This window comes from Pelorhabdus sp. sgz311002 (assembly GCF_056134285.1).
The window spans coordinates 237,618-264,082 of sequence record NZ_JBWBCL010000003.1 but is presented as its reverse complement, the minus strand read 5'-3'; the positions used below and the strand labels follow the sequence as shown (position 1 = coordinate 264,082).

The window sequence follows — 26,465 nt, the reverse complement described above, 5'->3', positions numbered from 1 at the left end:
AAATGCCTAGCCGACTTCTTTTATGATAGAACTCTCCCTGTCTAATTCTTTAGAAAGAGATTTCTTATTGATTTATTTTGGGAGATTTAATTGTTGGTTTTGTAGTCAGTTTTTCTCTTGTGAAATTTTTATGAGGTGATAGATATGAAAAAAAATAAATTTTTGGTTTGGGCAGCTTGTGCATGTTTACTTGCAGCTTCTTATGGCAGTGTGGCTTCAGCGCATGGTGTTTGGATTGGTGAACGTTTAGATCAAAAACAATTAATATTAGGAGAAGGTCCTGGCGATAATGCTTATAATCCAAACAATGTACAATCTGTGCAAGGATATACTGATACATTTCAAAAAACAACAGCGAAAGTAGTCGATGCTAAAAATCATGTTATTGTAGTTCCTAGTGATGATACAGCAGTTATCAGCGTAAATTTTGATTATGGATATTGGACAAAGGGGCAAGATGGTAAAGTGCATAATGCACCAATTTATCAAGTACCAGGAGCTGAGAAAGGCACACATGCTATCAAATATAATGTAACATATCTTCATGGAGTAAAGAATGTACAGGCCGTTCCAGATGTTCCATTGCAAATTATTCCGCAGGTTGATCCAACTACACTGCATAAAGGAGATGACTTGACAGTACTTGTCGTTAAAGATGGCAGACCTCTCGTCAATACAGAAATTATTCCAGATGTCATCAATAACCTTACTTATACAGTAAAAACAGATAGTGAAGGCAAAGCAACAATGAAAGTAGCGAATAATGGTGTGAATGTAGTTGGGGTTGAAATTGCTTTTCCAATTCCTGATAAAAATAATATGGCGACTCAAAATAAATATTTTTCTAGCTTAACTTTTACACTTTATCCCGAAGAATGATTTTTTAAAAATGAATATTCCTTATTTAATAGTAAAAACATGATTATAATTAATTGAATATTACGATTTGACAAAATAACTTTAAAGTGTTATTGTAAGTACGTGGAAATCAGAACAAACTGAATATCGATAGAATAGGTGCCGTAAGGCTTAATAGGGAAGTCCGGTGAAATACCGGCGCGGTCCCGCCACTGTAATGGGGAGCAAACTCAAGAAATGCCACTGGAACGAACGTTTTGGGAAGGTTTGAGCGAGCAATGATCCAGAGCCAGGAGAACTGCCTGTTTAATAATCACCATTTTTACCTACGAGCGATGGGGAGGGGATTGTAGCAGGTCTCTTGGCTGTTTACAAGCTGAGAATTGAACGTTTACTACTTCCTAATTCATTTAGGAAGTTTTTTTATTTTATGCAATTTTATATTTTAGGAGGAGTATTTGTGAAAAATTGGAAAAAAATGCTTGCGATCTCTTTGGCCTGTGCAACCTTTATGGGGGTAAATGCTGCCCCCACTTATGCTGCCTATGAACTAAATCCAGAAGTGAAGACGGCAACACCGGCGCTAAAACATGCGGCTCAAATTGGTGTAAATGTAGCGGAAAATCCGGCTATGCAGAATCTCGAAAATAAAGATGCAATTGTGGTGATGAGTTTTGGTACTACCTATGAAGAATCACGTAAGCTTACGATTGAACAAACTGTAGCTGATATTCAAGCGGCTCATCCTGGACAAAAGGTTGTTTTGGCTTTTACTTCTCACATTATTATTGATCGAATTCAGCAAAAAGAAGGCATCAAAATTCCTACTCCGGAAGAAGCTTTAGCCGAGCTGAAAGCGGAAGGCTATACTCGAGTTGCTCTTACTTCACTCGATGTAATTCCTGGCATGGAATATGCTTACGACAAAGCCATTTTTGATATTTATAAGAATCAGTTTAAGAAAATGACTCTGGGGACTTCTTTGATTTATTGGATGGGACAAGAAAAACAGCGTGATGATGTTACCGATGCGTTAAAAGCGATTCAAACTGAGTTTCCTAAGACAGGTAAAAATGATGCCATTTTATTGATGTATCATGGTACGCCTCACCCGGCTAACGCCTATTATTCAGTAATCCAAGCTCGTTTACAAGATATGGGACTCAATAATGTTTATACTTATACGGTAGAAGGCTGGCCTAATCTGGAAACCGTTATTCCTAAGTTGAAAGCAAATGGAGTCAAAAATGTTACATTGATTCCGATGATGATGGTTGCTGGGGATCATGCGAACAACGATATGGCTGGCGATGAACCAGATTCCCATAAATCCATTTTAAAGAAAGAGGGTTTCTTTGTAACGACTTACATTCATGGTCTCGGTGAGAATGAAAATGTACGGAAACTCTTTGTAGATCGTGCTAATGAAGCTTGGGATGCTTTGCAAAGCGCATCACAGCCTGAAAAAAAGCATATGACGAAAAAGTAATTTTAAATAGCATATAGAATCTAATCACCATTTTTGCCTACAAGAGTTAGGGAAGGGGATTAAAAGTTATTATTTTGTGATTCCAGAGCCTTTCTATTGCGGAAAGGCTCTTTATTTTGTTATGAAAGGAAGTTTTCATAGATGAAAACAGGAAAAAAACTTACTAGGAAAGCATTGCTTTATACCATAATCAGTAGCGCTATACTAGCGCAAACAACGGGATTTTCTTGGGCCGCTGAAGCGAATGATTATTCCTTGGATCAGGTAGAGGTGACAGCAAATCGCATGCCAGTAAAAGTGGCAGAAACCGCAGCAAATGTTTCTGTAATTACTCATGCCGACATAGAAAAAAATCATTATCGAGATTTAGGCGAAGCTTTGCAACAGGTTACAGGCGTGATTGTGACCAAACAAGGAAGTGCTGGTAGTGAGCAATATGTCAGTTTAAATGGTGATCCTCATGTCGTTATTATGATTGATGGGCGTCGGATGAATCTTAGAAAACTGCCGGGAGCTTTTGGGGGGAGAGCAACCTTTGACATGAGCTCTTTTCCTTCGCTGACGATGATTGATAAGATCGAAGTGGTAAAAGGGGCGGCTTCTGCTTTATACGGCTCTGATGCAACTGGCGGGGTCATTAATATTATTACCCGTAAAGGCAGTAAAAGTGAATCAACGCTTGATATCAATACAGGCTCATGGGGAACAAGAAATTATACTTATACCAATCAAGGTGCGGAGCAAGGCTGGAGTTGGTTTTTGACAGCAGGTAAGAGTAATCAGGATCACTTTGCCTATAAAGATTCCATAAGTGGGCAGACAAAAACGATGGAAAACAGTGCTTTTGACCAGAAAAATTTAACTTTCCGGCTTGATAAGGAACTTGATTCAGATCATTCTTTAACGCTTAATTTTGAGCATATGAATAATCATAAAGGACAGCCTTATATGGCAGCCGGACGGACTTTATGGGGAGCTTCACTGCATTATCCCTATGACTATTTGAATACAGTGACCAATAATTGGGCGATTACCTATAATACTAAAAAGGATCAGTTAGCCGATAGTTATGTTCGTATTTATCAAAATTATTACTCCTATAACATGAATCAATATGTTGGTAGTAAATGGTCTGCATCAAAATATAATAATAATCAACAGGGCCTGGAATGGAAAGACGGCTGGCAGCTTGGTGATAATCAGACTTTAGTCGGCGGCGCGGAGTGGATCAAAACAAAAGTGGATTATCCTGGTTACTTCACAAATAAGAGCATCGACAACAAGGCCGTTTATCTAGAAGATCGCGTGGCTTTATCGGATAAGTGGACTTTTACGCCAGGTGTGCGTTATGATCATCAAAATATGTTCGGTTCGAAAACTACGTCTCGCGCTGCTGTCAATTATGCCATGGATGCTGCGACCAATTTGTATTTGACTTGGGGTCAGGTCTTTAATGCACCGACAGTGGATGACTTATACTGGCCTGCAGGCGGCGGTGTGGCAGGCAATCCCAATTTGAGGCCAGAAACAGGCCATACCACAACAATTGGCGTGAATCATAAATTAAGTGATACGGCAGAAGTGAAAGCCAGTGTATTTAAAACACAATTAAATGATGCGATTAACTGGGCGCCTGATGCTAGCGGTGTTTATGTTCCTTCCAATGTAGACAAGCAGCGTAAACGTGGCCTAGAATTGGAATTTAGACAAAGCTTCTCACCAAACTGGAGTGTTATGACTGGCTATTCTTATGTGAAAGTGGAAAATAAATCAGGCGATTCTTATGTAAGTGATATAAAAAATCCTGCGCCAAATGGATATCGCATGGGAGTGACTTATACTGATCCGGTTTGGGCGGTTACGCTAAACGGAACCAGCGCTTCTGGTAGAAATACAACGGCCTTTACTTCAGCTCATTACTGGGTATGGGATGCGGCGGTAAATTATAAAGTAAATCAGGCGACAACTGCTTACGTTAAAGTGAATAACTTGACAAATAAAGCCTATGAAACGGTATATGCTTCTTCTGATCAAGGAGCGGGAGGATTCCCCATGCCGGGCAGAAACTATCAATTTGGTATCCAATATCGTTTTTAGGGCTCTTGTAGTTTAGGGAGATGAGTTTTTGAAAAAAGCAATCTTGCTTGTAAGCTGTGGAGCAACAAATCCAGCAAATTTGAATCAAGCCAAGCAAAATTTGGAAGCTGGATTACAGGAGACCTTTAGCGGCTATGCTGTTAGACGCGCATTCACTTCACGAAAAATAGTTCAGTTTTTGGCAGAGAAACAAGGGATTTATGTTGATACGGAACAAGCGGCCTTTGAACGGTTAATGCAAGAAGGCTATCGTCAGGTTGTTGTTCAACCGCTGCATATCGCTGTGGGGGAAGAGTACGAAAAGGTCAAATGGATTGTTTCGAAATATGTCCATAGCAAAACAAAAGATTTTGATGTTGTAACAATTGGGCGTCCGTTACTATATTTTGCTGGACACAATGAAAAGGCTGATGATTATTTGGCGGTTGCTCACGCTTGTGAGCAGAAGGTTTCGACTATGCGGTCTGATGAAGCGCTTGTATTAGTAGGAAAAGGTGGTATTCATCCAGCAAATACCGCTTATGCTATGCTGCAGCTTAAAATTGATTATGCTAAAATTCCACGGCTCTTTGTTTGTACGGAGTCAGGATTTCCGGAAGTAACTGCTTTAATTGAAAAATGTGAAGCGGCGAAAGTAAAAAAAGTTATAGTTTGGCCGCTCAGAATGGATCAACAAGCAGAACCCAGTGAAACGCTTGTGGCGCTTGTCAATAGTTTGGAAGCGAAAGAGATTGTAGTACAACTTGAGATGCAGGCCTTTCGTGAGAATGTAGCAATTCAACAATTGTATGTAGAGCACTTACAGGACGCGATTGCGTCGTCAGAACGCTTTCTTTTGCGTAAAAACAAAAGAATTTAGCTGCAGAAAGGAATTAGATTTTATGGATAGTTTAATGACAGGTTTGGCTTTTTTTCAAAAAGGCGGCTTCGCCATGTATTTGATTTTACTTTGTTCGTTCGTGGTTTTAGGTATTGCCATTGAACGGTTTACCTTCTATCGCAAAATGCAGCCTAAACAACGTGATTTTTCCGAGCAAGCAAAAGCGCTGATTGCTAAGGAGGATTGGTCGAAACTATTAACACTTTGCCAAAGTTCAGATGGAATTGTGGCGAGAGTGCTGGCTAAAATTGTTGTCTATCGTAAGGAACGGCTGGAGGTATATAAAGAGCTGATGGAAAGTGAAATCACTTTAGCTGTGGCAAAGCTTGGTGAAAATCTAAATCATCTCGAATCCATAGTAACAGTAGCGCCGCTATTGGGGTTGCTAGGAACCGTTCTTGGTATGATTCACTCGTTTAGTGTGTTGAATCTCAAAAGCGGACAGCCGCTAGCGATTACTGGCGGGGTTGGAGAAGCTTTAATCGCTACGGCGGCAGGGCTTTGTGTGGCGATTGTATCCATGTTTTGTTATAGCTACTTTTCCCATCGATTAGATCGTATTTTGACGGAATTTCAAGAGCTTAGCTTATTGCTGTTAGCAAAACGGACTGAGGGCGATTGTCATGAAAATTCATGAACTGCGGCGCAGGCGTTCACCTAAATTGATGATTATTCCGATGATTGACATTATTTTTTTCCTGCTGGTTTTTTTTATGATGAGTACGCTCTATATGGTAGATCAGCATACCATTTCGGTACGATTGCCACAGGCGCAGACGGCGAAATCCGATCGGCCTCATAGTGTAGCAGTTACGGTGACAGCTGATAATAAAATTCTTTTTGACAAAGAAGAAATACCTTTTTCGCTGCTAGGACAAAGAACGAGAGCGCTGCTTGCGGCCCAAGCGTCTGACGATCTAGTGATTATACTGCGATCCGATAAGTCTTTGGAATATGGTAAGGTTGTTGCTGTGCTTGATGAATTGAAAAGTGCCGGCGCACAACGGATTGCTATTGCTACAGATCGAAAGGGGGAATAACTGCTATGAGACAGAAGAAGCGCTGGCAAAAGGCTTTTGGTCTTTCGCTTATTATTCATGCTGTCATAGTACTGGGAATCGGTTATTTTTCTCCCTTGACGGAAGGCAAGGAACCGGAAGAAAGTTATGTAGAACTTGTTTTAACGGATGCTCCCTTTGAGCAGGAGTTTTATCCTGCTGCTTCTAATGCGGCCGCAGGCGATGTGCAGTCAGCGACTCAAGCGACGGTAACGACGACCGCGCTGCCAAACAACATAGCCTCTTCTGCGCCTGCCGCTAATGATGCACCTACTGTAGCGGCGACTGGTTCTCTATCCGTGTTATCAACTGAAGGAACTGTCGCCGGAGCGTCTGGCAGCAGTGGAAGTGGAGCTGGCGAAGTACAGAGTACGGTGAGTCAGGGAACTGGTAGTTCCGAAACAGCTAGTGCGAGCAGAGGAACTGGTAGCGGAGGCGGCTATAGTCGGCCAGGCGTTTTAGAAAGGGTTTTGCCGCGTTATCCCGAAAATCTAAGAAGACAAGGTGTGGAAGGAACTGTAATCTTAAGAATTAAGATTATGACTGACGGCTCGCCAGGCGATGTCACTGTGTCGGCATCAAGCGGCCATGAGGAGCTTGATGAAGCGGCGGTGGCCGCTGTATGGCGTTGGCGCTTTACTCCTTCCTATGATCGCGGCAGTGGTGAACCGGTTGTTTGTACGACATCGCTGCCTGTAAGATTTAGCCTCCATTAAAGCCGAAAGAAGGGGATTACGTTGCAGCGTGCTTTCTATTATATATTGCTGATTTGCTTAATTGTTTTATCTGTGGGCTGTGGCAAAGCGCCTGCCGTTGAATCGCAAAATACAGCGGGCTCTTATTCCATAACGGATAGTACTGGATATGTTCTAACTCTCCAGCATAAACCAAAGCGAATTGTTTCGCTTACCTTAGGCACCGATGAGATTTTAACGAGTCTTGTTAGCTCTGATAAAATTGCTGCTTTGACTTACTTGTCTGATGATCCTGAGATTTCCAATGTAAGCGGCGCAGCAAAAAATGTTTCCGTAAAAATTAAAGATGCTACGGCAGAAACGATCTTAGCGTTGCAGCCTGATTTAGTCATTATTGCGGACTGGATGCGTCCCGATTTGATTCAGACGATGCGGGAGCTTCATGTTCCGCTTTATGTGTATCATACGCCTGATTCTGTTGCTGAGGTAAAAGCCTCCATTCAAAATATTGCCGCAGCAGTGCAGGAACCGGAAAAAGGTCAGGAAATTACGGGGAAAATGGATCGGGATATAGAAAAAATTCAAGGAATTGTTGCTGCTATACCGGAAAATCAGCGGCAAGTCGTTATTTGGGGTTCAATTATGGGGACATCAGGCGGACAAGGGAGCTTATTTGATGATATGTGCCGCTTGGCTGGTGTTCAAAATGGTGCGACACGAATTGGTCTTGGTAAGAATGATTCTTTATCTAAGGAAAGTATGGTTAAAGCGAATCCTGACTTTATTTTGCTGCCTAACTGGAACTTTTCAGGAAAATGGGATGTGAATCAATATCGCTCTGAACTCGAGAATGATCCAGCGCTGCAACCCATTGCTGCGATTAAAAATCATCGGTTAGAACAGGTGCCAGATCGCTATTTATTTACTTCGTCACAGTATGTAATAGATGGAATTCGTGGCATTTTTAAAGCGGCTTATCCGGCTAAACAAGATTCGATTTAGCAGCACCAAGATGGTCAGGCGAAGGGAGAAACTATGAATCGGAGAAAAACTTGTTGTTTGTTTATTGGCCTTATCTTCTTATTAGGAATCGCTTTTATAATATCTTTAATAAGTGGACAAATTGATGTCTCTTTCGCCTCTTTGTTTCATTTGACAACCGAGCAAAGCTCCGTTTTATTTTATATTCGTTTGCCTCGAACTCTGCTGGCCGGTTTAGTTGGGGCTGCGTTAGCTGTATCCGGTGCAGTACTACAAGGTGTCTTTGGCAATCCCTTGGCAGATCCCGGTATGCTTGGCGTATCAGCAGGCGCTTCTTTAGGTGCTGTCATTGCGGTAGCCTTGGGACTGACTGGCGTAAGTTTATTTTACATGCCCTTATTCGCTTTGGCAGGAGCGCTCTTAACTGTCAGTATCATTGTATTTTTAGCTTTTCGTGAAGGTAGAACTTCCGTTATGGTGCTGCTCTTGTCGGGAGTTGCTGTAAGTATTTTTCTCAGCGCCTTTACCTCAGGCATTTTGACGTTTATGAACGAGTATCGGCTAAGAGAATTTCTTTTTTGGATGGTTGGCGGTTTGGATTATCGACGCTGGGAGCACGTCTATTTAGCGGTAGGACCGATTTTATTAGGAATCGGCGTCTTATGCCTGATGGCGCGACATTTAAATCTTTTGGTATTAGGTGATGATGAAGCCCGTTCTGTCGGCGTTTCTGTGGCGAAGCTGCGGCTTTTCTTTCTGTTTACTGCTGCGTTTACGACAGCGGCTGCTGTTTGTGTGAGCGGAAATATCGGGTTTGTCGGGCTGGTTGTGCCTCACATTATGCGTCTTTTATTGGGGGCGGAACATCGTGTTCTTCTACCGGCATCGGCGCTAGCGGGGGCCTTTTTCTTGATTTTTTGTGATACACTAGGGCGAGTTATCATTCCGCCGATAGAAATTCGTGTTGGCATTATGACCGCTCTCTTAGGCGCACCTTACTTTTTGTATCTTTTGCGTCAGACCCAAAAGAAAGGCGGGCTTTTATAATGAATCAAGGGGAAAGAGTTCTACAAGTCCGCGATGTATCGGTAGCGCTAGCGGGAAAAGCTATTTTATCAAAGATTTCTTTTGCCGTTTCACCAGGAGAATTTATTGCCATTGTTGGACCAAACGGCGCCGGAAAAAGTACTTTGCTTCGAACGCTTCGCCGATTTTACAAAATGCAAGCTGGCGAGATTCTGCTTTTCGACAGTGCAATTGAAAGTTTATCGGAAAAAAAACTTGCTGCTTCTATTGCCTATATGCAGCAAGAGCTCCATTTGGGCTTTGGTTTTACTGTAAAACAAATTGTTTTAACCGGACGGTATCCCTATCTCGCTTGGTGGCAGAACGAAGGCAAGCAAGATCATGAGATTGCCGAAAAATATATGGAGTTTATGGGCGTGAGGCAATTTTCCGATCAACCGATGCAATCCCTGTCAGGCGGAGAACGACAGCGCGTCTTATTTGCGAAAGCATTAGCTCAGGAAACTCCGTTAATTTTTCTTGATGAGCCGACAGCAAATCTGGATTTATTATATCAGGAAGAATTATTTCATTATTGTCAAAGGCTTTGCCAGCAAGGTAAGACGATTCTGCTTGTGGCGCATGATTTGAAGCTCGCGGCTAAGTATTGTTCGAGAATGCTGCTTATGGAAAAAGGCGAGATCATTGCTGATGGAGTTCCTGAGACGGTTATTAATGCACATAATCTAGAGGCTACTTACGGTATTCACTCTGCGGTGTTTAAAAATAAGATTACAGGTCATCTCGATATTCACACTTATGCGGCGCCAGCGAAGCGGAACAAAAAAACGGTTCATGTGATTGGCGGCGGCGGTGCTGCAGCGGAAATTATTCGAGCCTTATATGAAGCCGGTTTTTCTATTAGCAGCGGGGTTCTCCATGAGGGAGATACGGATGCCGAAGTATCACAAGCCTTTCACATTGATTGTCTTACTATACCGCCATTTTCCCCTATTGATTCAGAGATGGCTGAACAAAACAAACAAAAAGTTTTAGCAGCAGATGTGGTGATCTTGGCGGATATTTGCATTGGCAAGCAGAATCTAGAAAATCTAAAAGCTTGTTTTTGGGCGCAGGCACTGCTCATTGTCAATGATACGCCCATGGAAGAAAAGGATTATAGCGGCGGCGAAGGCAAGCAACTGTTTGATAAGCTGTGTGCGCGGCCAACGACCTTGCTATATCATAAAGCGGAATTGATTGCTTCGATTCGTGGGAAAGAAATTAATCACTTTTAGTTGGTGATCACAATAGTATGTAAAGGAGGTTCCTATTTAAAAAAGAAGGAGCAGTGTGATTATGAACTATAAACAAGAAAATATTATTGATTGTGTGGGAACGGTAAATATTGTGTTGACAGATCGAGTCGTATTACAGGGGCAGATTATAAAAAATCGTCATCACGATGAACCTGTGAATATCGAGGTCACGGTAGAAAATCAAAATGAATTTATTACGGTTGACTTAACTTGTGATGCCATGATTGTTCGCGATAATGCTGATTTGGAAATTATTACTCCGGTTTTGTATGCAGCGGGGGATCGGGTGCGAGTGAATATTTCTGAAATCGCTTCTATTGGCCCAAGTCACGGTTGTCCTGAGGACGTTGCCAGTGAGCCTGTTTGTGTGGGATAAATTATAAAAATTGTATTCGTGAAACTCTCCTGATTCGGTCTAAAAGCTGGAACAGGAGAGTTTTTTGAAAGTAAAATCAGTCTACTTTATTGATATTGAAAATCATTATCAATTATGTTATGCTTATTAAAGTGCATAAATTACTTTGGTTCACTACTTAAAAGTAATGAACTTTTGCGAAAGGAATGATTTTATTTGGCAACTTATAGAGAACCAAGATTTAAGCTTTGCCGTCGTTTTGGCGTAAATATTTTTGGGCATCCTAAGGCGCTCAATCGTCTTGAAACAGCAGGCAAGCGAAATAATAAAAAGCTTTCGAACTATGGAATGCAGTTATTAGAGAAACAAAAACTGAAAGCTTATTATGGCGTATTGGAAAAACAGTTTGTTCGATATGTGAAAAAAGCTATAAATGGTCGGGATATTAGTGGACACGCTTTATTAAAAGCATTGGAATGCCGCCTTGATAATCTGGTTTATCGTATTGGCTTTGCCAATTCTATACGCCAAGCTCGCCAGATGGTGAATCATGGTCATATTCGCGTTAATGGTAAAAAAGTTGATATTCCTTCTTATGCGGTGGCAGTTGGTGACGTTATCAGCTTACAGGAAAAGTCTCGTACTAACGAAATGTTTGTCAGCAATTTTCGCGATCTCCAATCCTTTAACTTGCCTTATATTGAGAAAAACATGAATGAATTTAGTGGAACACTGCTTCGCTTGCCTCAGCGGGAAGAATTGCCAATTGAGGTGGAAGAAATTCATATTATTGAATTGTATTCGCGCTGAGTATGGATAATTAGCCCTTGCGAGGTGGGAAGATGTGCAAATACAATAGTCCCTATTATTGGGAGGGGACTTTAGCCAGAAAAAAAGATGTATGGCAAAGCCATTTTGATGACAGCGCTGATCCGCGGCAAGTGTTATTTGTGAATACGACTTTGGTTGATTATCCGAGGAGTGTCTTAGACAATAACTGGGCGTGCTATCCTGACAGCAAATCATTACTAGGTTTTCTGCTATACATGTATTTACCAATGGCTTTTTATTTTATGATACATGAAGAAAATGAAAAGTTATTGATTCCCGTTGCTTCTACTCAGGAATTGTTAGATTCTATTGAAAAACTCTCAAGAGAAGATGCTGCGGCTATGAGTTCTATGGTAGAAGAGTTAGTTAGCTTCTGGGCACTAGATGAGGTCGATTGTCGTAAAGCGCTGCAATGTTTTTGCCAGCGCTTTAATGAAAGTTGGTACGGAGATAAGACAATTTTACATATTGGATTGTTTATGAATACGCAAGAAATTGCGCAGTCTATTTTAGCAGAACAAGAGTTTCCGGAAGTACTGGAAGAAGATATCGGTCTAACCCCTAAACAGCTAACCGAGCTATGTGAGAATTTTTATTCTGATATTTTCCTTCGTAAAACCTTTGTTAAAATTTTAAATAATAAAATTGGCTGCATCATTTAATTTTAAATGAAATAAGAAGAGACTTTACTAGATAAAGCGTAAACAAGCAGAATTTCGGTCAGAAATTTATTAATTGACCGGAATTCTGCTTGTTATTTTTAGAAAAGAATTTTAGCGGCTTCTGAAATCGTGAGCTAAGTGCTAAGCGAATTTATATTACATATTCTGCGGAGTTTTGTGATTTGAAATATTTATCACAAATTTTCATTGTATAATAATAATTAAGTAGAAGATTCGGTACATATGATGATGGGAGTCAGATTCAGCCTAAAAGTGCTGTTAGCAGCTCAGAGTCTATGCAGTAAAATAGGGAAGGCAAGGTGATACCTTTGAACGCATTACTCGTCGATGACCATGCATTGATGATGGAGGGAATGAAGCATTTTTTAACCTCTAACGGAATTAAAGTTGTAGAAACAGCCTGCAGTGGTGCTGAGGCCTTATTGCAGTATGAAATGCATCAGACGGAGATCGATATCGTGTTGATGGATATTCAAATGAAAGATTGTGACGGAATAGAGGCTACGAGCATGATTAAGAAGGAGTATCCTCAGGCTAAGATTGTTATGTTAACTGCTTTTGAGGATGAGGATAACCTTTTAGCAGCAGTCCAGGCAGGAGCTGAGGGGTATTTACTAAAAGATATGGAGCCTGAAAGTTTTCTGCAACAATTGTCAAGGCTGGCTGCAGGGGAAATGCCGCTAGCACCGCGCTTAGCCGAGCGGCTGCTTTATAAATTTAGTCATTATCAGGAAGCGTTTCGTGAAGACAGTAATGCATATGAAAAAGAAAAGTCAGCTGATGAACCGGTAACAGAAAAGCCAGCAAGAGAACTCTCAGAGCGGCAAAGAGAAGTATTGCAGTTGCTTACGCAAGGAATGACTTATCGGCAAATTGGCGATCGACTTGAGCTGAAGGAGGTTACGGTGAAATATCACGTTAGAGAAATTCTCAATAAGCTGCACTTACCGAACCGAGTTACACTGATTGCCTATACTTTGCGCGAAGGTATGATGGACGAGGGTTCTTTACCTTCCTAATTCGTTCGGTTTTTATTGGTGATGTATACTCCGGCAATGACGGCAATTCCGCCGACGATAACAAGGGGACTTATGGTTTCTTTTAGCAGCCAGACGCCTGCAGCCAAGGCAAATAAGGGGCTCGTATAGTAGAATGAAGCGGTACGAATTGCGCCGATTACTTCAATACCGTGATACCAGCTATAATAAGCGTAAACCGAGCAAAAGACTGCGAGATAGAGCAAAGCCGCGACGGTTTGCATACTGATATGAGCGATTTGATCGAATAAGGATATGGGGTTAAGGGGATTTGGAATACAAACAACTGGTAATAGCATGATGGCGCCAAAAATCGTGATATAAGCGACGGCGGTAAAGGGGGAATATTTTGTCATAATTCTCTTGCCATAGAGAGTAAAGATGGCCCAGACTGTTGCATTTAGTAGCATCAGTACATCGCCTAAAATTGTTTCGGAAGCAAATAATGTCAAGAAGTTTCCTTTGCTGATAACCAGGCTTACACCGAAAAAAGCAACGAGAATTCCGCCAACGGTATTACGATTGATTTGTTCTTGCTGTAAAATCCCGCTGGCTATAGTGGTCCATACCGGACTTGTTGCTAGTAGCAGTGAAGCATTAATGGATGTTGTATAAAGTAGACCTGTGTATTGAATATAAAAATAAGAGGTAATGGCCATAAATCCCATGACAATGAGTTGCGGGATATCTTTTTTGTGAACCCTTGCTTTTTTTAGCAGCAAAATCAAGGAGAATAAAATGGCTGCAACAAGAAATCGCAGGCCTGCTAAATTTAAGGGGGTTAATTCATAAAGCCCTATTTTGGATATGGCAAAAGATGTGCCCCATAAAAAGGCAACACTAATAAGCGATAAATAGATGCCTAGATTCTTATTTTTTAACATAATCTATCCTCCCAGTAGGTTCATAGGTAGTGCAAGTTTCTATAAAAGATGATATCATGAAAAAAATATCTTTGTGAAATTGAACCTTTTAATAGTGACAATTCATTTTTATGATAGGTGGCGTACTCTATGGAATTTCGGCAGTTATATGCGTTTTTAACAGTGGCTAAAACTGCTAATTTTTCTCATGCCGCTGAGGTATTGGGATATGCACAGTCGACTATTACTACGCAAATTCAGCTGTTAGAACGAGAATTAGATACTAAGCTGTTTGATCGCTTAGGAAAACAAGTGGTTCTAACAGACCAAGGCAATTGTTTTTACCCCTATGCACAGCAGGTAGTCTCTTTAGCGGCAGAGGCCAAGGCAGCGCTAGCAAGTTCTCGTGTAGTGAGCGGAAAAATTACGATAGGTGTGCCGGAATCACTTTGTGCGACCCGTTTGCCGAAAGTGTTGCAAGAGTATGGTCAGCGTTATCCGCAAGTAAAAATGGTATTGAAAATGGGATCTTATACAGATTTTACATATATGCTTAAAAATAATTTTATTGATATAGCGCTATTTTTTCAGCGGGAACAAACTCATCCGAGTTTGATAACTGATACATTGCTGCCTGAGCCGATTGTAGCTGTCGCAGCAAATCATCATTCTTTTGCTTCTCGGAAAGGGCTTATGGCAGTTGATTTGACTGGTCAAACCATTATATTAGCGGAACCTGGATGCAGTTACCGGATTATACTGGAAGAGATACTAGATCGAGAACAGATTGAGCCTGAAACCATATTAGAAATCGGCAGTGTGGCGGCGATGGCGCAATGTGCTGTTAGTGGTTTAGGAATTGCCTTCTTGCCTCGCGTAGCTGTCGAAACAGAATTAGCATCAGGAGCGTTAGTTGATTTACATTGGACTGGAGAAGAATTTGATACGGTCATTCAGGTTGCTTACCATAAGGATAAGTGGCTTTCGCCAGCACTTCAAGCTTTTTTAGGGGTTCTAGCCAAGAAAATAGTTGAAACTCTGTAAGCCGGTATTGCATCATTTGAAAAATATATAGCTGGTTTTAGGGGCTTTTTTAAAGGAGCAGAATTATGGAATCGTTTTATCTTGTATTAACGCAGTTAGAAATGTTTAGCGTTATGGTGACGTTAGGCATTATCGGCGTCAAGACAAAGGCATTAACGGAGCAATATCTGGGCGATTTATCAAAGCTGATTATGCGGCTGATTTTGCCTGTCATGATTTTTCATAAATCCATCAATGGAGCGACGCGCGCTGACATGTTTTCTTGTTTGGCGGAAGTGATTTTGGCGACCGTGTTTATGTATGTCCTGCTTTTATCCAACGGTGTTTTGTTAAAACGGCTATTTTCATTACACGGAAATTATGGACGGGTTTTTCAGGCTTCAGCTATGTTTGGCAATGTAGGCTTTATTGGAATTCCCTTGATTCTTGGCATTTTGCCGGAACGCGGCATGTTATATATGGCCTTGTTTAGTATTATTGATCAGCTGTTTCTATGGACGATTGGCTTTTATTTGACATTGCCAGAAAAGCGACTCGAACAAAGTTCCTTCGCAGCGAATCTGAAAAATATAGCAAATCCTGCTATGGTAGGAATCGTGTTGGCCATTTTGTTTATTCTCATGGATTGGAAGTTGCCTGTAACGCTAAATAAGGCGCTCGGCGTAGTGGGCGATGCTACAACGCCTTTATCGCTCATTTATATTGGCGGTACTTTTTGTTCTTGTAATGTGCGAAAATTTCTCGTGAAATTTGAATATTATGCCATTGTTGTCACAAAAATGATCGTACTTCCGCTCATTATTTTTTATGCTCTACGGGTTTTTCGAGTGCAGCCCGAAATTATTACTTTTATTACGACTCTAGCGGGCATGCCTTGTATGGCCGCTATTGCTATGTTTGCGCGAGTGAATCAGTCTGATGAAGCAGGGGCCGTAGGCGCTATTATGATTTCGACAATTCTTTGTTTGGTTACTTTACCTTTGGTATCTTATCTAACGAGTTTTTAGGAACAAAACATTTTCCACTGTTGAGAGAGTGTTTCGTTGTTTAGAAGGAGGGATGTACCATGACTTTATTCGATTTTGTACTGCGCATTGCTCTAGCATTCTTTTTAGGAGCTTTTATTGGTATGGAAAGACAGTGGCGGCAGCGAATGGCTGGGCTTAGAACCAATACGCTTGTAGCCACAGGATCAGCCTTATTTGTGATGCTGTCCGTGATGACCGTCAATGATTCCAGTCCTAGTCGAATTGCGGCGCAGGTCGTATCAGGGATTGGTTTTCTTGGCGCTGGCGTGATTATGCGCGATGGACTCAATATTCGCGGCTTAAATACGGCAGCTACCTTATGGTGTTCGGCAGCCATCGGCACAATGACTGGCGCTGGTTTTTTGCTGGAAGCAGTAGTTGGCGCTGGCTTTATTCTTCTGGCGAATACGCTGCTCAGGCCGTTAGCGCAACGTGTTAACAAAACGCCGCATAGCGAAACCGAGGAAGAACTGGAGTATCGCATTGATGTGACGTGTCGCCGGGAATTTGAAGCGCAAGTGAGGATTTTGCTGTTACAGGAGATTAATGAAGAAACTTTAATGCTTCATGCGTTGAAAAGCGAAAATGTAGATGACCAAGTACGTGTCGTCGTAACCGCTCACTTATTAAGTATGGTGGGTCGAACCGATCATGCTGTAGAGAAAATCGTCAGTCATATTTGTTTAGAGGCGGGTGTTACCGCCGTTTCCTGGAAGGTGATTGCCAATGAGCGAGTTTAATGGGTTTGCCTTCTTTCTTTTCCATTGCCAGAAGCCCGAGAGAGTCATATAATAGCAGATATGAGAAGAATAGCAGTTAGGGAGATGCTTTTATGGCGCAAGATATACCGGAAGGTCGTTTAGCAAAACGAAAATCAAAACGGAAACGAAACTGGTTGTTTGTGATTTCGTTTTTTCTTTTAGCTTTTGTTGTTGGCGTCGGCGCTGCTTATTTTTTGGCAGATGATACAGGTCAGTCTGTTATAACGCGAGTGGTGCCAGACTTAGGCACTGGAAAAGTCAATATTTTAGTGCTTGGTGTTGATGAACGTGATGATGATGTCGGACGTTCTGATACAGCCTTTGTCGTGACAATTGATAAGGATCAAAAGAAAGTTACCATGCTTTCCATTCCCCGTGATTCAAGAGTCAAAATTCCCGGACACGGCTGGGACAAAATGAATCATGCCTATGCGTTTGGCGGTGTGAAGCTTTCCAAAGCGGCTGTCGAAGGCTTACTAGGAATTCCAATTGATCATACGGTTACGATTAATTTTAATGGTTTTGTTCGTATGATTGATGCCATCGGCGGAGTTACGATTGATGTAGAAAAAGCAATGCACTATTCCGATCCCTATGATGACAACGGCGGGCTCTACATTAATTTACAGCCAGGCGTACAGCATTTGACTGGTAGGACAGCCATTGAGTATGTGCGGTATCGCGATGAAGAAGGCGATATTGGCCGGGTTGCCAGACAACAAAAGTTTTTAAAAGCGGTCATGCAGGAATTTACCAATCCTCAGATTATTACGCGGCTACCCGAACTTGTGAAAGAATTTTCTAAGGCAGTCCGCACGGATATGTCGCTAGGCGAAATGGTCAAGTTGGCTCCGATCGTGGATCAGGCCGCAAAATCTGGTTTGGAAACGGTCTGGGTAGAAGGAACGCCGCTATGGATACAAGATGTGAGCTACTGGCTGCCTGATATTAAAGGCCTTTGGACTAAAATCGCGCAGATTCAAGGAATTCCTATGGATGAAAAATATCGTCAGGCCATGGAAAAGGAAGCGGCTGAGTATAGCCAGTCCGTGCCCAAGGAAATCAAAGTGGCTGATACTCCGGCCGTTGTAAAAAGAAGCGTGCAACAACAGGCTACGGCAACAACCAAGAAAGCATCTGACGAAAAGGCTAAAGAGAAAGTCAGCGGGGCTAAGGTAGCATCAAGTAATTTGAATGGTAAAACTTCCGCTAGTCAGTCGCCGGAGACGAGTGAGACAGGAACGGGTGAGACCGGGACGAAAAGCGGCAGTGAAGAAAAAACTGCTAGTAAGTAACTTGAATAGCATAGCAAAGCCAGATGAACTGCTAGTAAGCAGTTTAAGGGCTGTTTCATTAAGCGAGTTTTTTGCTTAGTGAAACAGCCCTTTTTATGTTTTCTTTATGGGTTTACTGGGAAGTTTTAGCCCTTTTTTATATGGCCGATGCTAAGCTAAATACAAGGAATGAATCACTAAAAAATAGGTCGAGATAAGGAAGCAGATCTAAAGGAGGCAGTAATATGGGGGATTATTTATTGAGCGGGATTGTGACTATAGGATTGCTTGTTTATCTTGTATACGTCTTACTAAAACCGGAGGAATTTTAATATGAACAGCGATGTGCTTTTGTTTGCAAGCTATATAGTTGTACTGCTGTTACTAGCAGTGCCATTCAGTCTTTATATTACAAAAGTATTTACCGACAAGCCCACTTTTCTCGATTGGTTTTGCAGGCCAATAGAAAGGCTGATTTATAAAGCGGCGGCGATTGATCCGGCGCAGGAAATGAATTGGAAAGAATATGGCAAAGCGTTGCTATGGTTTCATTTACTTAGCTTTTTGGCTATTTTTATCACCGAATTAGTGCAAGAAGTTTTGCCGCTCAATCCGGCGCAGCAAAGTAACTTGTCGTGGGATTTGGCGCTAAATACGGCTGTTAGCTTTATTACGAATACGAACTGGCAAGCCTATGGCGGCGAGTCAACGATGAGCTATTTTACGCAGATGACAGCTTTGACGGCGCATAATTTCCTTTCTGCTGCTACGGGACTTGCTGTGGCCATGACACTGATTCGCGGCCTGATCCGCAAGACAACGGACAAGATCGGAAACTACTGGGTGGATATGGTTCGCGGCACTTTGTGGATTCTGTTGCCTGTATCCATTCTGTTATCGATTGTGTTTGTTCAACAAGGCGTGATTCAAAACTTTTCACCTTATGTGACGGTAACTACGGTCGAAGGCGGTGCGCAAACGATTGCCATGGGTCCTGTAGCATCGCAGGAGGCCATTAAACTGCTCGGGACAAACGGCGGTGGCTTTTTTAATGCTAACTCAGCTCATCCCTTTGAGAATCCCACAGCTCTTACTAATTTTCTGCAAATGCTGGCAATCTTTTTGATTCCCGCTAGCCTTGTCCTTGCTTTTGGCCGAATGGTCGGCGATTTTCGGCAAGGGAAAGCCATTTTAGCGGCGATGCTGCTGCTGTTTCTCTTATTTCTTGGTGTCCTCTATACGAGCGAGTTGTATGGCAATCCTAATATTGCTAATTTGGGCGTGGCCGCGCCAAACAATATGGAAGGTAAAGAAGTTCGCTTTGGTTTAGGCGGATCTGTTCTCTTTACGGCGATTACGACAGCCGCTTCGTGCGGAGCCGTGAATGCTATGCTGGATAGTTTTACGCCGCTTGGCGGTATGATTCCCATGATACAGCTTATGCTGGGCGAAGTGGTTTTAGGCGGTGTCGGCGCTGGGTTTTACGGTATCATGTCCTTTGTGATTCTCGCAGTATTTATCGTGGGGCTTATGGTTGGGCGGACGCCGGAATACCTCGGGAAAAAGATTGAAGCGCCTGAGATGAAGATGGCTGTGTTGGCTGTGCTGATTCCTTCCATTTGCATTTTGCTGGGCAGCGCCACTTCGTCAGTTCTGGATGTAGGAACTGGGGCCATTAATAATAACGGTCCCCATGGACTCAGCGAAATCCTTTATGCCTATGCCTCAGCATCAGCCAATAATGGCAGCGCCTTTGCCGGACTTAACGCCAATAGTCCCTTTTATAATTTAACGTTAGCGGCGGCTATGCTGCTAGGCCGTTTCGGCGTAATCTTTCCCATTCTGGCTATTTCTGGCAGTCTGGCTGCCAAGAAAGTATCGCCTGTAGGGCCAGGTACCTTTCAGACCCATGGCTGGCTTTTTGTACTACTCTTATTTGCCGTCATTTTGATTGTCGGCGCACTCACCTTTTTTCCGGCTTTAGCGTTAGGCCCAATTGTTGAGCATTTATTAATGCTGCAAGGGCAGCTATATTAAGGAGGCATTCCTATGGATAATAAATTAAAAGTCAATCAAGCCATGGTGTTTACCGCCATAGGGCAAGCCTTTGCCAAACTTGCCCCACGGTTGCAGGTGAAAAATCCTGTCATGTTTATCGTAATGATTGGCTCCCTAATGACGACAGCGATGCTGGGGCGCGATATACTCGGCGGTGGTCTTAATGATATTCGCTTTGAAGGGCAAATTGCTTTATGGCTTTGGTTTACCGTGCTTTTTGCCAACTTCGCCGAAGCGCTTGCCGAGGGCCGGGGGAAAGCTCAGGCGCAGGCGCTGCGGAAGACCAGGACTGATACGAAGGCTAAACGATTTTGCGGTGACAAGGTCGAACTTATTTCGGCGGCGCTACTACAAAAAGGCGATCTTGTACTTGTCGAACCAGGTGATATTATTCCTAGCGATGGGGAAGTCATTGAAGGAATTGCCTCTGTCGATGAAAGTGCTGTAACTGGCGAATCAGCGCCAGTCATTCGCGAATCAGGCGGCGATAAATCTTCAGTCACAGGCGGGACGAAATTGCTGTCAGACTGGCTCAAGATTCGTATTACAGCAAATCCCGGCGAAACCTTTCTCGATCGCATGATTGGTCTGGTGGAAGGGGCGAAGCGCCAGAAAACGCCCAATGAAATTGCCTTGACGATTTTGCTTGTGGGACTTTCTATCGTATTTTTGATTGCTGTAGCGACGATTGAACCCTTTGCCATCTACTCATCGACGACGATCTCTGTGATTGTATTGATTGCGCTACTAGTTTGCCTAATTCCGACGACCATTGGCGGGTTACTCAGTGCCATCGGCATCGCCGGTATGGATCGCTTGCTGCAACACAATGTGCTGGCCATGTCTGGTCGGGCCGTAGAGGCGGCGGGCGATATTGACGCCCTGCTTCTTGATAAAACCGGAACAATTACCCTGGGAAATCGTATGGCCGCCGAGTTTATTGCCGCGCCAGGCATTGAATCAGAAGAATTGGCTGATGCCGCGCAGTTATCTTCGTTGGCTGATGAGACGCCGGAAGGCCGCAGCATTGTTGTTCTGGCCAAGCAGCTTTATAACATTCGCGAACGGGATATGGAACAGCTGCAGGCTCTATTTATTACCTTTACAGCACAAACTCGCATGAGCGGGGTGGATTTTGGCGATGCGAAGATTCGTAAAGGGGCCATGGATGCGATTCGCCGTTATGTGGAAGGTCTTGGCGGCCTTTTTCCGGAGCAAGTCCAAGCGGATTGCGCCAGAGTTGCCAAAAGTGGCGGGACGCCCTTGGTGGTAGCGGAAAAGTCGCGTGTCCTTGGTACGATCTACTTAAAGGATGTTGTAAAAGGCGGCATGAAAGAGCGCTTTACTGAACTGCGGAAAATGGGCATTAAAACAGTAATGATTACAGGCGATAATCCTCTAACTGCTGCAGCCATTGCCGCCGAGGCGGGAGTCGATGATTTTCTGGCAGAAGCTACACCAGAAAATAAATTACAATTAATTCGTGAATATCAGGAAAAAGGAATGCTTGTCGCTATGACGGGCGATGGCACGAATGATGCCCCGGCTCTGGCGCAAGCTGATGTGGGAGTTGCCATGAACAGCGGAACCCAGGCGGCTAAGGAAGCAGGGAATATGGTTGACCTTGACAGCAATCCGACAAAACTCATTGAAGTGGTGGAAATCGGCAAGCAGCTCTTAATGACGCGCGGTGCGCTCACAACTTTCAGCATCGCTAATGACGTAGCAAAATATTTTGCTATTATTCCTGCTATGTTTATGAGCGCCTATCCTGTGCTTGGTATTTTAAATATTATGCAGCTTGCTACGCCGCAGAGCGCGATCTTGAGTGCTGTTATATTCAATGCCTTGATTATTGTGGTATTGATTCCGCTGGCCTTGCGGGGCGTAAAATATGAACCGTTAGGAGCTAGCGCGATACTCAAGAAAAACTTACTACTCTATGGCTTTGGCGGTTTGATTGTTCCCTTTGTGGGCATAAAGGCGATTGATATGCTGCTCGTTTTATTCGGTCTTGTCTAAAGGAGAAGGAGGTTATTTGTATGGTTAAGCAATTTGCGAACGCTTTGCTGCTGTTGATTGTGCTTACACTCATTACGGGAGTTGGCTATCCCTTGCTGATTACCGGGGCTGCACAGGCTTTATTTCCCACGCAAGCCAATGGTTCTTTCCTTGCCAAAGATGGTAAGCTGATCGGATCTTCTTTAATTGGTCAAAATTTTACTAAGCCCGAATATTTTCACGGTCGGCCATCGGCCGCCGGGGATGATGGCTATGATGCCGCCAATTCGTCGGCAAGCAATTTAGGGCCTACCAGTGGAAAATTAATCAAAGGAATTGCCGTAAAAGCCGCTGATTTTAGAACAGAGAATCACTTGGCTGATGATGTGAAAATTCCGGCTGATGCGGTTATGGCATCGGCAAGCGGTCTTGATCCTGATATTTCACTAGAAAACGCTTATTTGCAGGCAGCGCGTATTGCCGCGGCAAGAGGAATTTCTGAAGATACGGTGAAAAGTATTATAAATAAACAAATTGAAGCGCCTCATCTTGGCGGATTTAAAGTCAACAAGGTGAATGTATTGAATTTAAATGTAGCGCTTGACGGAGTCTCGTCAAACTATCCATAATAAACAGATGCTAGGCAGTTATCGAACTTTTCGGTAACTGCTCTTCCTATATATAAAAAAATTTATTTATATAGGTGAGGGAGGATTTTTGTGGGCAACCATTATGATATACGACGCGATCCCGAAGCGTTGTTAAAAAAAGCGAGTAAGGAAAAACGCGGCAAGCTTACTGTTTTCTTAGGGGCTGCTGCTGGGGTAGGTAAAACTTATGCGATGCTCGAAAGCGCTCAAGAACGGCTGCGTGAAGGGACTGATATCGTTATTGGCTGGATTGAAACCCATGGCCGCCAAGAAACGGAGGCCATGCTTTCTGGCTTGCCACGCCTTGAGCCGCAGTCAATAGAATATCGCGGTAAAATACTGCAAGAAATGAATCTTGATGCGATTTTACAGCGGAAACCGGAGCTTGTTTTAGTCGATGAACTGGCTCATACAAATGTGCCTGGCTCTCGTCATGTGCGTCGCTTTCAAGATGTGGAGGAATTGTTAGCTGCAGGCATTCATGTTTATACGACACTAAATATTCAACATATCGAAAGTTTAAATGATATTGTGGAACATATTACGGAAGTTAAAATCAGAGAGACTGTTCCTGATTCTATTTTGGAAAATGCTGATCAAGTTCAACTCATTGATATTCCGCCTGATGATTTGTTGAAGCGGCTCAAAGAAGGCAAGATTTATTTACCGGGACAGGCTGAAAGAGCGCTCCAGAGTTTTTTTCGTCCCGGCAATATTAATGCTCTCAGGGAAATGGCGCTGCGGTTTACGGCGCATCGCGTCGATCAGCAGCTGAGTGAGTATATGCAGGATCATGCGATCGAAGGTCCTTGGCCAGCAGGGGAAAAGGTGCTTGTCTGTGTCAGCGCCAGCCCTTTTTCGGCTCATTTGATCCGTGTGGCCAAACGCATGGCCGCAGCGATGAAATCAGATTGGTACGCGCTGCATATTGAGACAGCCCATAACCCGACACTAGGCGATCAAGATCGCGAGCGTCTGCGTCAAAACCTTCATTTAGCAGAAGAACTAGGCGGCAAAGTGATATCGGTATCGGGACGCGATATGGTGGAAACGATGCTTGCATTCGCCCATCAGGAAAATATTACTCATATTGTAATTGGCAAGCCTCTGAAAAATCGTTTTTGGGAATGGCTTCGCGGCGGTGCCGTTGTAGACCAGCTTATTCGCCAGAGTGCCGGCATTCAGATCCATGTGATTCAAGGCAAAAAATCGTTAGAGTATGTTCCTAAAGTGGAAACCTTGAAAAAGAAGCAAAGCTTTTCTTGGCGATACTATAGCGGCGGTATTCTCATGATGCTCATCAACACTGTATTTTGCTGGTTTATGCCGCAGCTCGATTTAGTGAATGTAGCGATGCTGTACTTGCTTCCTGTACTACTAAGCGCCGCTTGGTGGGGGCGAGGTCCATCATATTGTACGGCGGCCTGTACGGTTGTGGTTTTTGATTTTTTGTTTGTGCCGCCTATTTTCAGTTTTAATGTTCTTGATATTCGCTATATCTGGACTTTTATTATTTTCCTTTGTGTTGCTTTTATTGCTGGCGGACAGACGGAAAAACTTCGTAATGAAGCGCGTTTTGCCGAGCAACAGGAACGGCGGATTCGCGTACTCTATGAATTTAGTCGTGAAGTCGCTGCCTTAGTAGATCTAGAGGCGATTATTCGTCGCCTGGCCGTGACAGCCGCTGAAGCCTTGGAGCGAGGCGTTATTGTATTTTTGCCCAATGCGAAGGGACAGCTGGAAATTGTTTCACAGGCTGGGCTGAATGAAACCATAGAAAATATGTCCAGTGAAACAGGCGTGGCTCTGTGGGCCTTTGAGCATGGTCAATTGGCGGGAAGATCCACGGAAACGTTACCATCAGCTACATTTCTGTATTTGCCCCTACGGACACGCGGCCGCACTCTCGGCGTTCTAGGCATTCATGTGGTAGAAAAAAATATTACGCCAGAACAGCGGCGTTTGATCGACGCTTGGGGAGCGATGGCCGCTATCGCCATTGAACGGGTACAATTGGCAGCGGAAGAACAGAAAGCGGCGCTGCTAGCCGAATCGGAACGCTTGAGCATGGCTTTATTAAATTCTATTTCGCATGAGCTTAAAACTCCATTAGCTACTATTCTTGGCTCAGTCTCAACGCTGCTTGATCGAACCATTTCTCTCTCCGCTGAAATTCAAGAGGAATTACAAAATAATATTAAATCAGGCGCCATGCGGATGGAACGAATTATTAACAATTTACTCGATACGGCTCGGTTGGAAAGCGGTACAATGAAAGTAAAAAAAGATTGGTGCGATATACAGGATATTATCGGCGCTGCTTTGCAAAGACTAGATGAAAATTTGCAAGAACGAGAGATTGTGATTCAGCTTGAACCGGATATTCCGCTATTTCGCGGTGATAGTGTACTACTAGAACAAGTACTTGTTAACCTAGTTGATAATGCGAATAAATATTCACCGCTCAATGAGCCGATTGAAATTACCGCGGCAGTAGATGATAAAAAATTGCTGGTATCTGTGTCTGATAGCGGTAAGGGCATTGCTATCGAAGATTTAGAACACGTTTTTGCGAAGTTTTATCGCGGCAAGGCGCAAAAAAGTGTTGCCGGTACGGGACTTGGCCTTTCTATTTGCAAAGGCATTATCGAAGCCCATGGCGGCGAAATATGGGTTGTAAATCGCTTAGATAAGGGAAGTCGCTTCGTCTTCACCTTGTCGTTGGAGGGATAACATGGGACAGCAAACGAAAGTGTTGATTGTAGATGATGAGATTCAAATCCGAAGATTAATAAAAGTTTCTTTAGAAGGTCACTCCTACAGCGTTGTAGAAGCAGCCAATGGGAAAAGCGGCATTGACCAGGTTTTAGCCCACAAACCTGATTTGATTTTGCTCGATTTAGGTCTGCCTGATATGGATGGCAAGGCGGTGATCAAGACAATTCGGGAATGGTCAACAACTCCGATCATCATTTTATCGGCACGCGACCAGGAAACAGAAAAAGTGGAAGCCCTTGATCTTGGGGCCAATGATTATTTGACGAAGCCTTTTGGCGTGGGCGAACTTATGGCCAGAATTCGTGTTTCCTTGCGGGCGAACTCTGGCTCAGTGAATGAAGAGGTGCTTCACTGCGGCGATTTGAAGATCGATTTAGTGAAACATCAGGTTTTCGTAGCGGAAAACGAGATTAAGCTGACGCCAATTCAGTACGATTTATTGAAAGTCCTGGCGAAGAATGCTGGCAAGGTGTTGACGCATCGGCAGCTATTAAAAGCGGTGTGGGGCGTAGAAAGCGATGACATTCAGTATATTCGCGTCTATATTGGGCAATTGCGACAAAAGATTGAAACAGAGCCGTCTAGGCCGAAATATTTGATTACGGAATCGGGAATTGGCTATCGACTTATGTTTTCATAAGAGGTTTAGGATCTTTAGGATTTTTATGATTTCTTTATGTTTTCAATAGGAAGTTTTATCCCCTTTTTATATGGCGAGTG

The 26,465-nt window shown here is 43.2% G+C and carries 25 protein-coding genes and 1 riboswitch; of the genes, 24 read left to right on the top strand and 1 reads right to left on the bottom strand.

Translation table 11 applies throughout. The features are described from left to right. Positions 1-144: 144 nt before the first annotated feature. The 14 genes from AC0NJP_RS07065 to AC0NJP_RS07000 all read left to right on the top strand — a co-directional run bounded on the left by AC0NJP_RS07065 (position 145) and on the right by AC0NJP_RS07000 (position 13,270). A complete protein-coding gene (locus AC0NJP_RS07065; protein ID WP_474699310.1) occupies positions 145-879 on the top strand; it encodes a DUF4198 domain-containing protein in 735 nt (244 codons plus the stop codon). 119 nt (positions 880-998) lie between these two features. Then, positions 999-1,178: riboswitch (cobalamin riboswitch) on the top strand. 110 nt (positions 1,179-1,288) lie between these two features. Then, complete coding sequence (locus tag AC0NJP_RS07060) at positions 1,289-2,347, top strand: sirohydrochlorin cobaltochelatase (protein WP_474699309.1); 1,059 nt, start codon at positions 1,289-1,291, stop codon at positions 2,345-2,347. Positions 2,348-2,488: 141 nt separating this feature from the next. Then, positions 2,489-4,444, top strand: a complete 1,956-nt coding sequence (locus AC0NJP_RS07055; protein ID WP_474699308.1) for a TonB-dependent receptor plug domain-containing protein — start codon at positions 2,489-2,491, stop codon at positions 4,442-4,444. Positions 4,445-4,472: 28 nt separating this feature from the next. Further along, positions 4,473-5,303, top strand: coding sequence for a sirohydrochlorin cobaltochelatase (locus AC0NJP_RS07050; protein WP_474699307.1), 831 nt, complete (start codon positions 4,473-4,475; stop codon positions 5,301-5,303). 22 nt (positions 5,304-5,325) lie between these two features. Next, a complete protein-coding gene (locus AC0NJP_RS07045; protein ID WP_474699306.1) occupies positions 5,326-5,961 on the top strand; it encodes a MotA/TolQ/ExbB proton channel family protein in 636 nt (211 codons plus the stop codon). Then, the gene (locus AC0NJP_RS07040; RefSeq protein ID WP_474699305.1) at positions 5,948-6,364 is read left to right on the top strand and encodes an ExbD/TolR family protein; all 417 of its coding nucleotides are present in this window, start codon (positions 5,948-5,950) and stop codon (positions 6,362-6,364) included. The genes AC0NJP_RS07045 and AC0NJP_RS07040 overlap by 14 nt, the downstream gene beginning before the upstream one ends. A 5-nt stretch (positions 6,365-6,369) precedes the next feature. Then, positions 6,370-7,098 carry an energy transducer TonB gene (locus AC0NJP_RS07035; protein WP_474699304.1) on the top strand — a complete coding sequence of 243 codons (729 nt, stop codon included), beginning with the start codon at positions 6,370-6,372 and terminating at the stop codon, positions 7,096-7,098. 21 nt (positions 7,099-7,119) lie between these two features. Further along, entirely contained in the window at positions 7,120-8,079 is a 960-nt protein-coding gene (locus AC0NJP_RS07030; RefSeq protein WP_474699303.1) for an ABC transporter substrate-binding protein, read from the top strand. A 33-nt stretch (positions 8,080-8,112) separates the two neighbouring features. Next, complete coding sequence (locus AC0NJP_RS07025; RefSeq protein ID WP_474037500.1) at positions 8,113-9,105, top strand: FecCD family ABC transporter permease; 993 nt, start codon at positions 8,113-8,115, stop codon at positions 9,103-9,105. Then, positions 9,105-10,361 carry an ABC transporter ATP-binding protein gene (locus AC0NJP_RS07020; RefSeq protein WP_474699302.1) on the top strand — a complete coding sequence of 419 codons (1,257 nt, stop codon included), beginning with the start codon at positions 9,105-9,107 and terminating at the stop codon, positions 10,359-10,361. Before AC0NJP_RS07025 ends, AC0NJP_RS07020 begins: the two co-directional genes overlap by 1 nt. A 61-nt stretch (positions 10,362-10,422) precedes the next feature. Then, positions 10,423-10,758 carry a hypothetical protein gene (locus AC0NJP_RS07015; protein WP_474699301.1) on the top strand — a complete coding sequence of 112 codons (336 nt, stop codon included), beginning with the start codon at positions 10,423-10,425 and terminating at the stop codon, positions 10,756-10,758. A gap of 195 nt (positions 10,759-10,953) precedes the next feature. Further along, positions 10,954-11,547 carry a 30S ribosomal protein S4 gene (gene rpsD / locus AC0NJP_RS07010; protein ID WP_474699300.1) on the top strand — a complete coding sequence of 198 codons (594 nt, stop codon included), beginning with the start codon at positions 10,954-10,956 and terminating at the stop codon, positions 11,545-11,547. 32 nt (positions 11,548-11,579) lie between these two features. After that, positions 11,580-12,230, top strand: coding sequence for a hypothetical protein (locus tag AC0NJP_RS07005; protein WP_474699299.1), 651 nt, complete (start codon positions 11,580-11,582; stop codon positions 12,228-12,230). Between the two features lie 329 nt (positions 12,231-12,559). Beyond that, the gene (locus AC0NJP_RS07000) at positions 12,560-13,270 is read left to right on the top strand and encodes a response regulator (RefSeq protein WP_474699298.1); all 711 of its coding nucleotides are present in this window, start codon (positions 12,560-12,562) and stop codon (positions 13,268-13,270) included. On the opposite strand, the gene AC0NJP_RS06995 is transcribed toward AC0NJP_RS07000, so the two are convergent. After that, on the bottom strand, positions 13,267-14,172 hold the full coding sequence (locus tag AC0NJP_RS06995) for a DMT family transporter (protein WP_474699297.1): 906 nt from the start codon (positions 14,170-14,172) through the stop codon (positions 13,267-13,269). The genes AC0NJP_RS07000 and AC0NJP_RS06995 overlap by 4 nt on opposite strands. 129 nt (positions 14,173-14,301) lie before the next feature. Here AC0NJP_RS06995 and AC0NJP_RS06990 point away from each other — a divergent pair, with 129 nt between their 5' ends. The 10 genes from AC0NJP_RS06990 to AC0NJP_RS06945 all read left to right on the top strand — a co-directional run bounded on the left by AC0NJP_RS06990 (position 14,302) and on the right by AC0NJP_RS06945 (position 26,385). Next, entirely contained in the window at positions 14,302-15,195 is an 894-nt protein-coding gene (locus tag AC0NJP_RS06990; RefSeq protein ID WP_474699296.1) for a LysR family transcriptional regulator, read from the top strand. Positions 15,196-15,260: 65 nt separating this feature from the next. Further along, entirely contained in the window at positions 15,261-16,202 is a 942-nt protein-coding gene (locus AC0NJP_RS06985; RefSeq protein WP_474699295.1) for an AEC family transporter, read from the top strand. Between the two features lie 59 nt (positions 16,203-16,261). Then, positions 16,262-16,963 carry an MgtC/SapB family protein gene (locus AC0NJP_RS06980; protein WP_474037511.1) on the top strand — a complete coding sequence of 234 codons (702 nt, stop codon included), beginning with the start codon at positions 16,262-16,264 and terminating at the stop codon, positions 16,961-16,963. A 92-nt stretch (positions 16,964-17,055) separates the two neighbouring features. After that, positions 17,056-18,279, top strand: a complete 1,224-nt coding sequence (locus AC0NJP_RS06975) for an LCP family protein (RefSeq protein ID WP_474699294.1) — start codon at positions 17,056-17,058, stop codon at positions 18,277-18,279. Positions 18,280-18,503: 224 nt separating this feature from the next. Next, a complete protein-coding gene (gene kdpF, locus AC0NJP_RS06970; protein WP_474699389.1) occupies positions 18,504-18,590 on the top strand; it encodes a K(+)-transporting ATPase subunit F in 87 nt (28 codons plus the stop codon). A gap of 1 nt (position 18,591) precedes the next feature. Next, entirely contained in the window at positions 18,592-20,295 is a 1,704-nt protein-coding gene (kdpA, locus tag AC0NJP_RS06965; protein WP_474699293.1) for a potassium-transporting ATPase subunit KdpA, read from the top strand. Positions 20,296-20,307: 12 nt separating this feature from the next. Beyond that, complete coding sequence (gene kdpB / locus AC0NJP_RS06960) at positions 20,308-22,338, top strand: potassium-transporting ATPase subunit KdpB (protein ID WP_474699292.1); 2,031 nt, start codon at positions 20,308-20,310, stop codon at positions 22,336-22,338. Between the two features lie 20 nt (positions 22,339-22,358). Continuing rightward, positions 22,359-22,946, top strand: coding sequence for a potassium-transporting ATPase subunit KdpC (gene kdpC, locus AC0NJP_RS06955; protein ID WP_474699291.1), 588 nt, complete (start codon positions 22,359-22,361; stop codon positions 22,944-22,946). Positions 22,947-23,036: 90 nt separating this feature from the next. Beyond that, entirely contained in the window at positions 23,037-25,700 is a 2,664-nt protein-coding gene (locus AC0NJP_RS06950; RefSeq protein ID WP_474699290.1) for an ATP-binding protein, read from the top strand. Between the two features lies 1 nt (position 25,701). After that, the gene (locus tag AC0NJP_RS06945) at positions 25,702-26,385 is read left to right on the top strand and encodes a response regulator (protein ID WP_474037518.1); all 684 of its coding nucleotides are present in this window, start codon (positions 25,702-25,704) and stop codon (positions 26,383-26,385) included. The last annotated feature ends 80 nt before the right edge of the window (positions 26,386-26,465 follow it).

What these genes read in the sequence shown, in the direction of transcription:
- AC0NJP_RS07065 (WP_474699310.1), top strand. Translation starts at nt 145, where the DNA reads ATGAAAAAAAATAAATTTTTGGTTTGGGCAGCTTGTGCATGTTTACTT.
- AC0NJP_RS07060 (WP_474699309.1), top strand. Translation starts at nt 1,289, where the DNA reads ATGCAATTTTATATTTTAGGAGGAGTATTTGTGAAAAATTGGAAAAAA.
- AC0NJP_RS07055 (WP_474699308.1), top strand. Translation starts at nt 2,489, where the DNA reads ATGAAAACAGGAAAAAAACTTACTAGGAAAGCATTGCTTTATACCATA.
- AC0NJP_RS07045 (WP_474699306.1), top strand. Translation starts at nt 5,326, where the DNA reads ATGGATAGTTTAATGACAGGTTTGGCTTTTTTTCAAAAAGGCGGCTTC.
- AC0NJP_RS07040 (WP_474699305.1), top strand. Translation starts at nt 5,948, where the DNA reads ATGAAAATTCATGAACTGCGGCGCAGGCGTTCACCTAAATTGATGATT.
- AC0NJP_RS07035 (WP_474699304.1), top strand. Translation starts at nt 6,370, where the DNA reads ATGAGACAGAAGAAGCGCTGGCAAAAGGCTTTTGGTCTTTCGCTTATT.
- AC0NJP_RS07025 (WP_474037500.1), top strand. Translation starts at nt 8,113, where the DNA reads ATGAATCGGAGAAAAACTTGTTGTTTGTTTATTGGCCTTATCTTCTTA.
- AC0NJP_RS07020 (WP_474699302.1), top strand. Translation starts at nt 9,105, where the DNA reads ATGAATCAAGGGGAAAGAGTTCTACAAGTCCGCGATGTATCGGTAGCG.
- AC0NJP_RS07015 (WP_474699301.1), top strand. Translation starts at nt 10,423, where the DNA reads ATGAACTATAAACAAGAAAATATTATTGATTGTGTGGGAACGGTAAAT.
- AC0NJP_RS07005 (WP_474699299.1), top strand. Translation starts at nt 11,580, where the DNA reads ATGTGCAAATACAATAGTCCCTATTATTGGGAGGGGACTTTAGCCAGA.
- AC0NJP_RS06995 (WP_474699297.1), bottom strand. Translation starts at nt 14,172, where the DNA reads ATGTTAAAAAATAAGAATCTAGGCATCTATTTATCGCTTATTAGTGTT.
- AC0NJP_RS06990 (WP_474699296.1), top strand. Translation starts at nt 14,302, where the DNA reads ATGGAATTTCGGCAGTTATATGCGTTTTTAACAGTGGCTAAAACTGCT.
- AC0NJP_RS06985 (WP_474699295.1), top strand. Translation starts at nt 15,261, where the DNA reads ATGGAATCGTTTTATCTTGTATTAACGCAGTTAGAAATGTTTAGCGTT.
- AC0NJP_RS06980 (WP_474037511.1), top strand. Translation starts at nt 16,262, where the DNA reads ATGACTTTATTCGATTTTGTACTGCGCATTGCTCTAGCATTCTTTTTA.
- AC0NJP_RS06975 (WP_474699294.1), top strand. Translation starts at nt 17,056, where the DNA reads ATGGCGCAAGATATACCGGAAGGTCGTTTAGCAAAACGAAAATCAAAA.
- kdpF (WP_474699389.1), top strand. Translation starts at nt 18,504, where the DNA reads ATGGGGGATTATTTATTGAGCGGGATTGTGACTATAGGATTGCTTGTT.
- kdpA (WP_474699293.1), top strand. Translation starts at nt 18,592, where the DNA reads ATGAACAGCGATGTGCTTTTGTTTGCAAGCTATATAGTTGTACTGCTG.
- kdpB (WP_474699292.1), top strand. Translation starts at nt 20,308, where the DNA reads ATGGATAATAAATTAAAAGTCAATCAAGCCATGGTGTTTACCGCCATA.
- kdpC (WP_474699291.1), top strand. Translation starts at nt 22,359, where the DNA reads ATGGTTAAGCAATTTGCGAACGCTTTGCTGCTGTTGATTGTGCTTACA.
- AC0NJP_RS06945 (WP_474037518.1), top strand. Translation starts at nt 25,702, where the DNA reads ATGGGACAGCAAACGAAAGTGTTGATTGTAGATGATGAGATTCAAATC.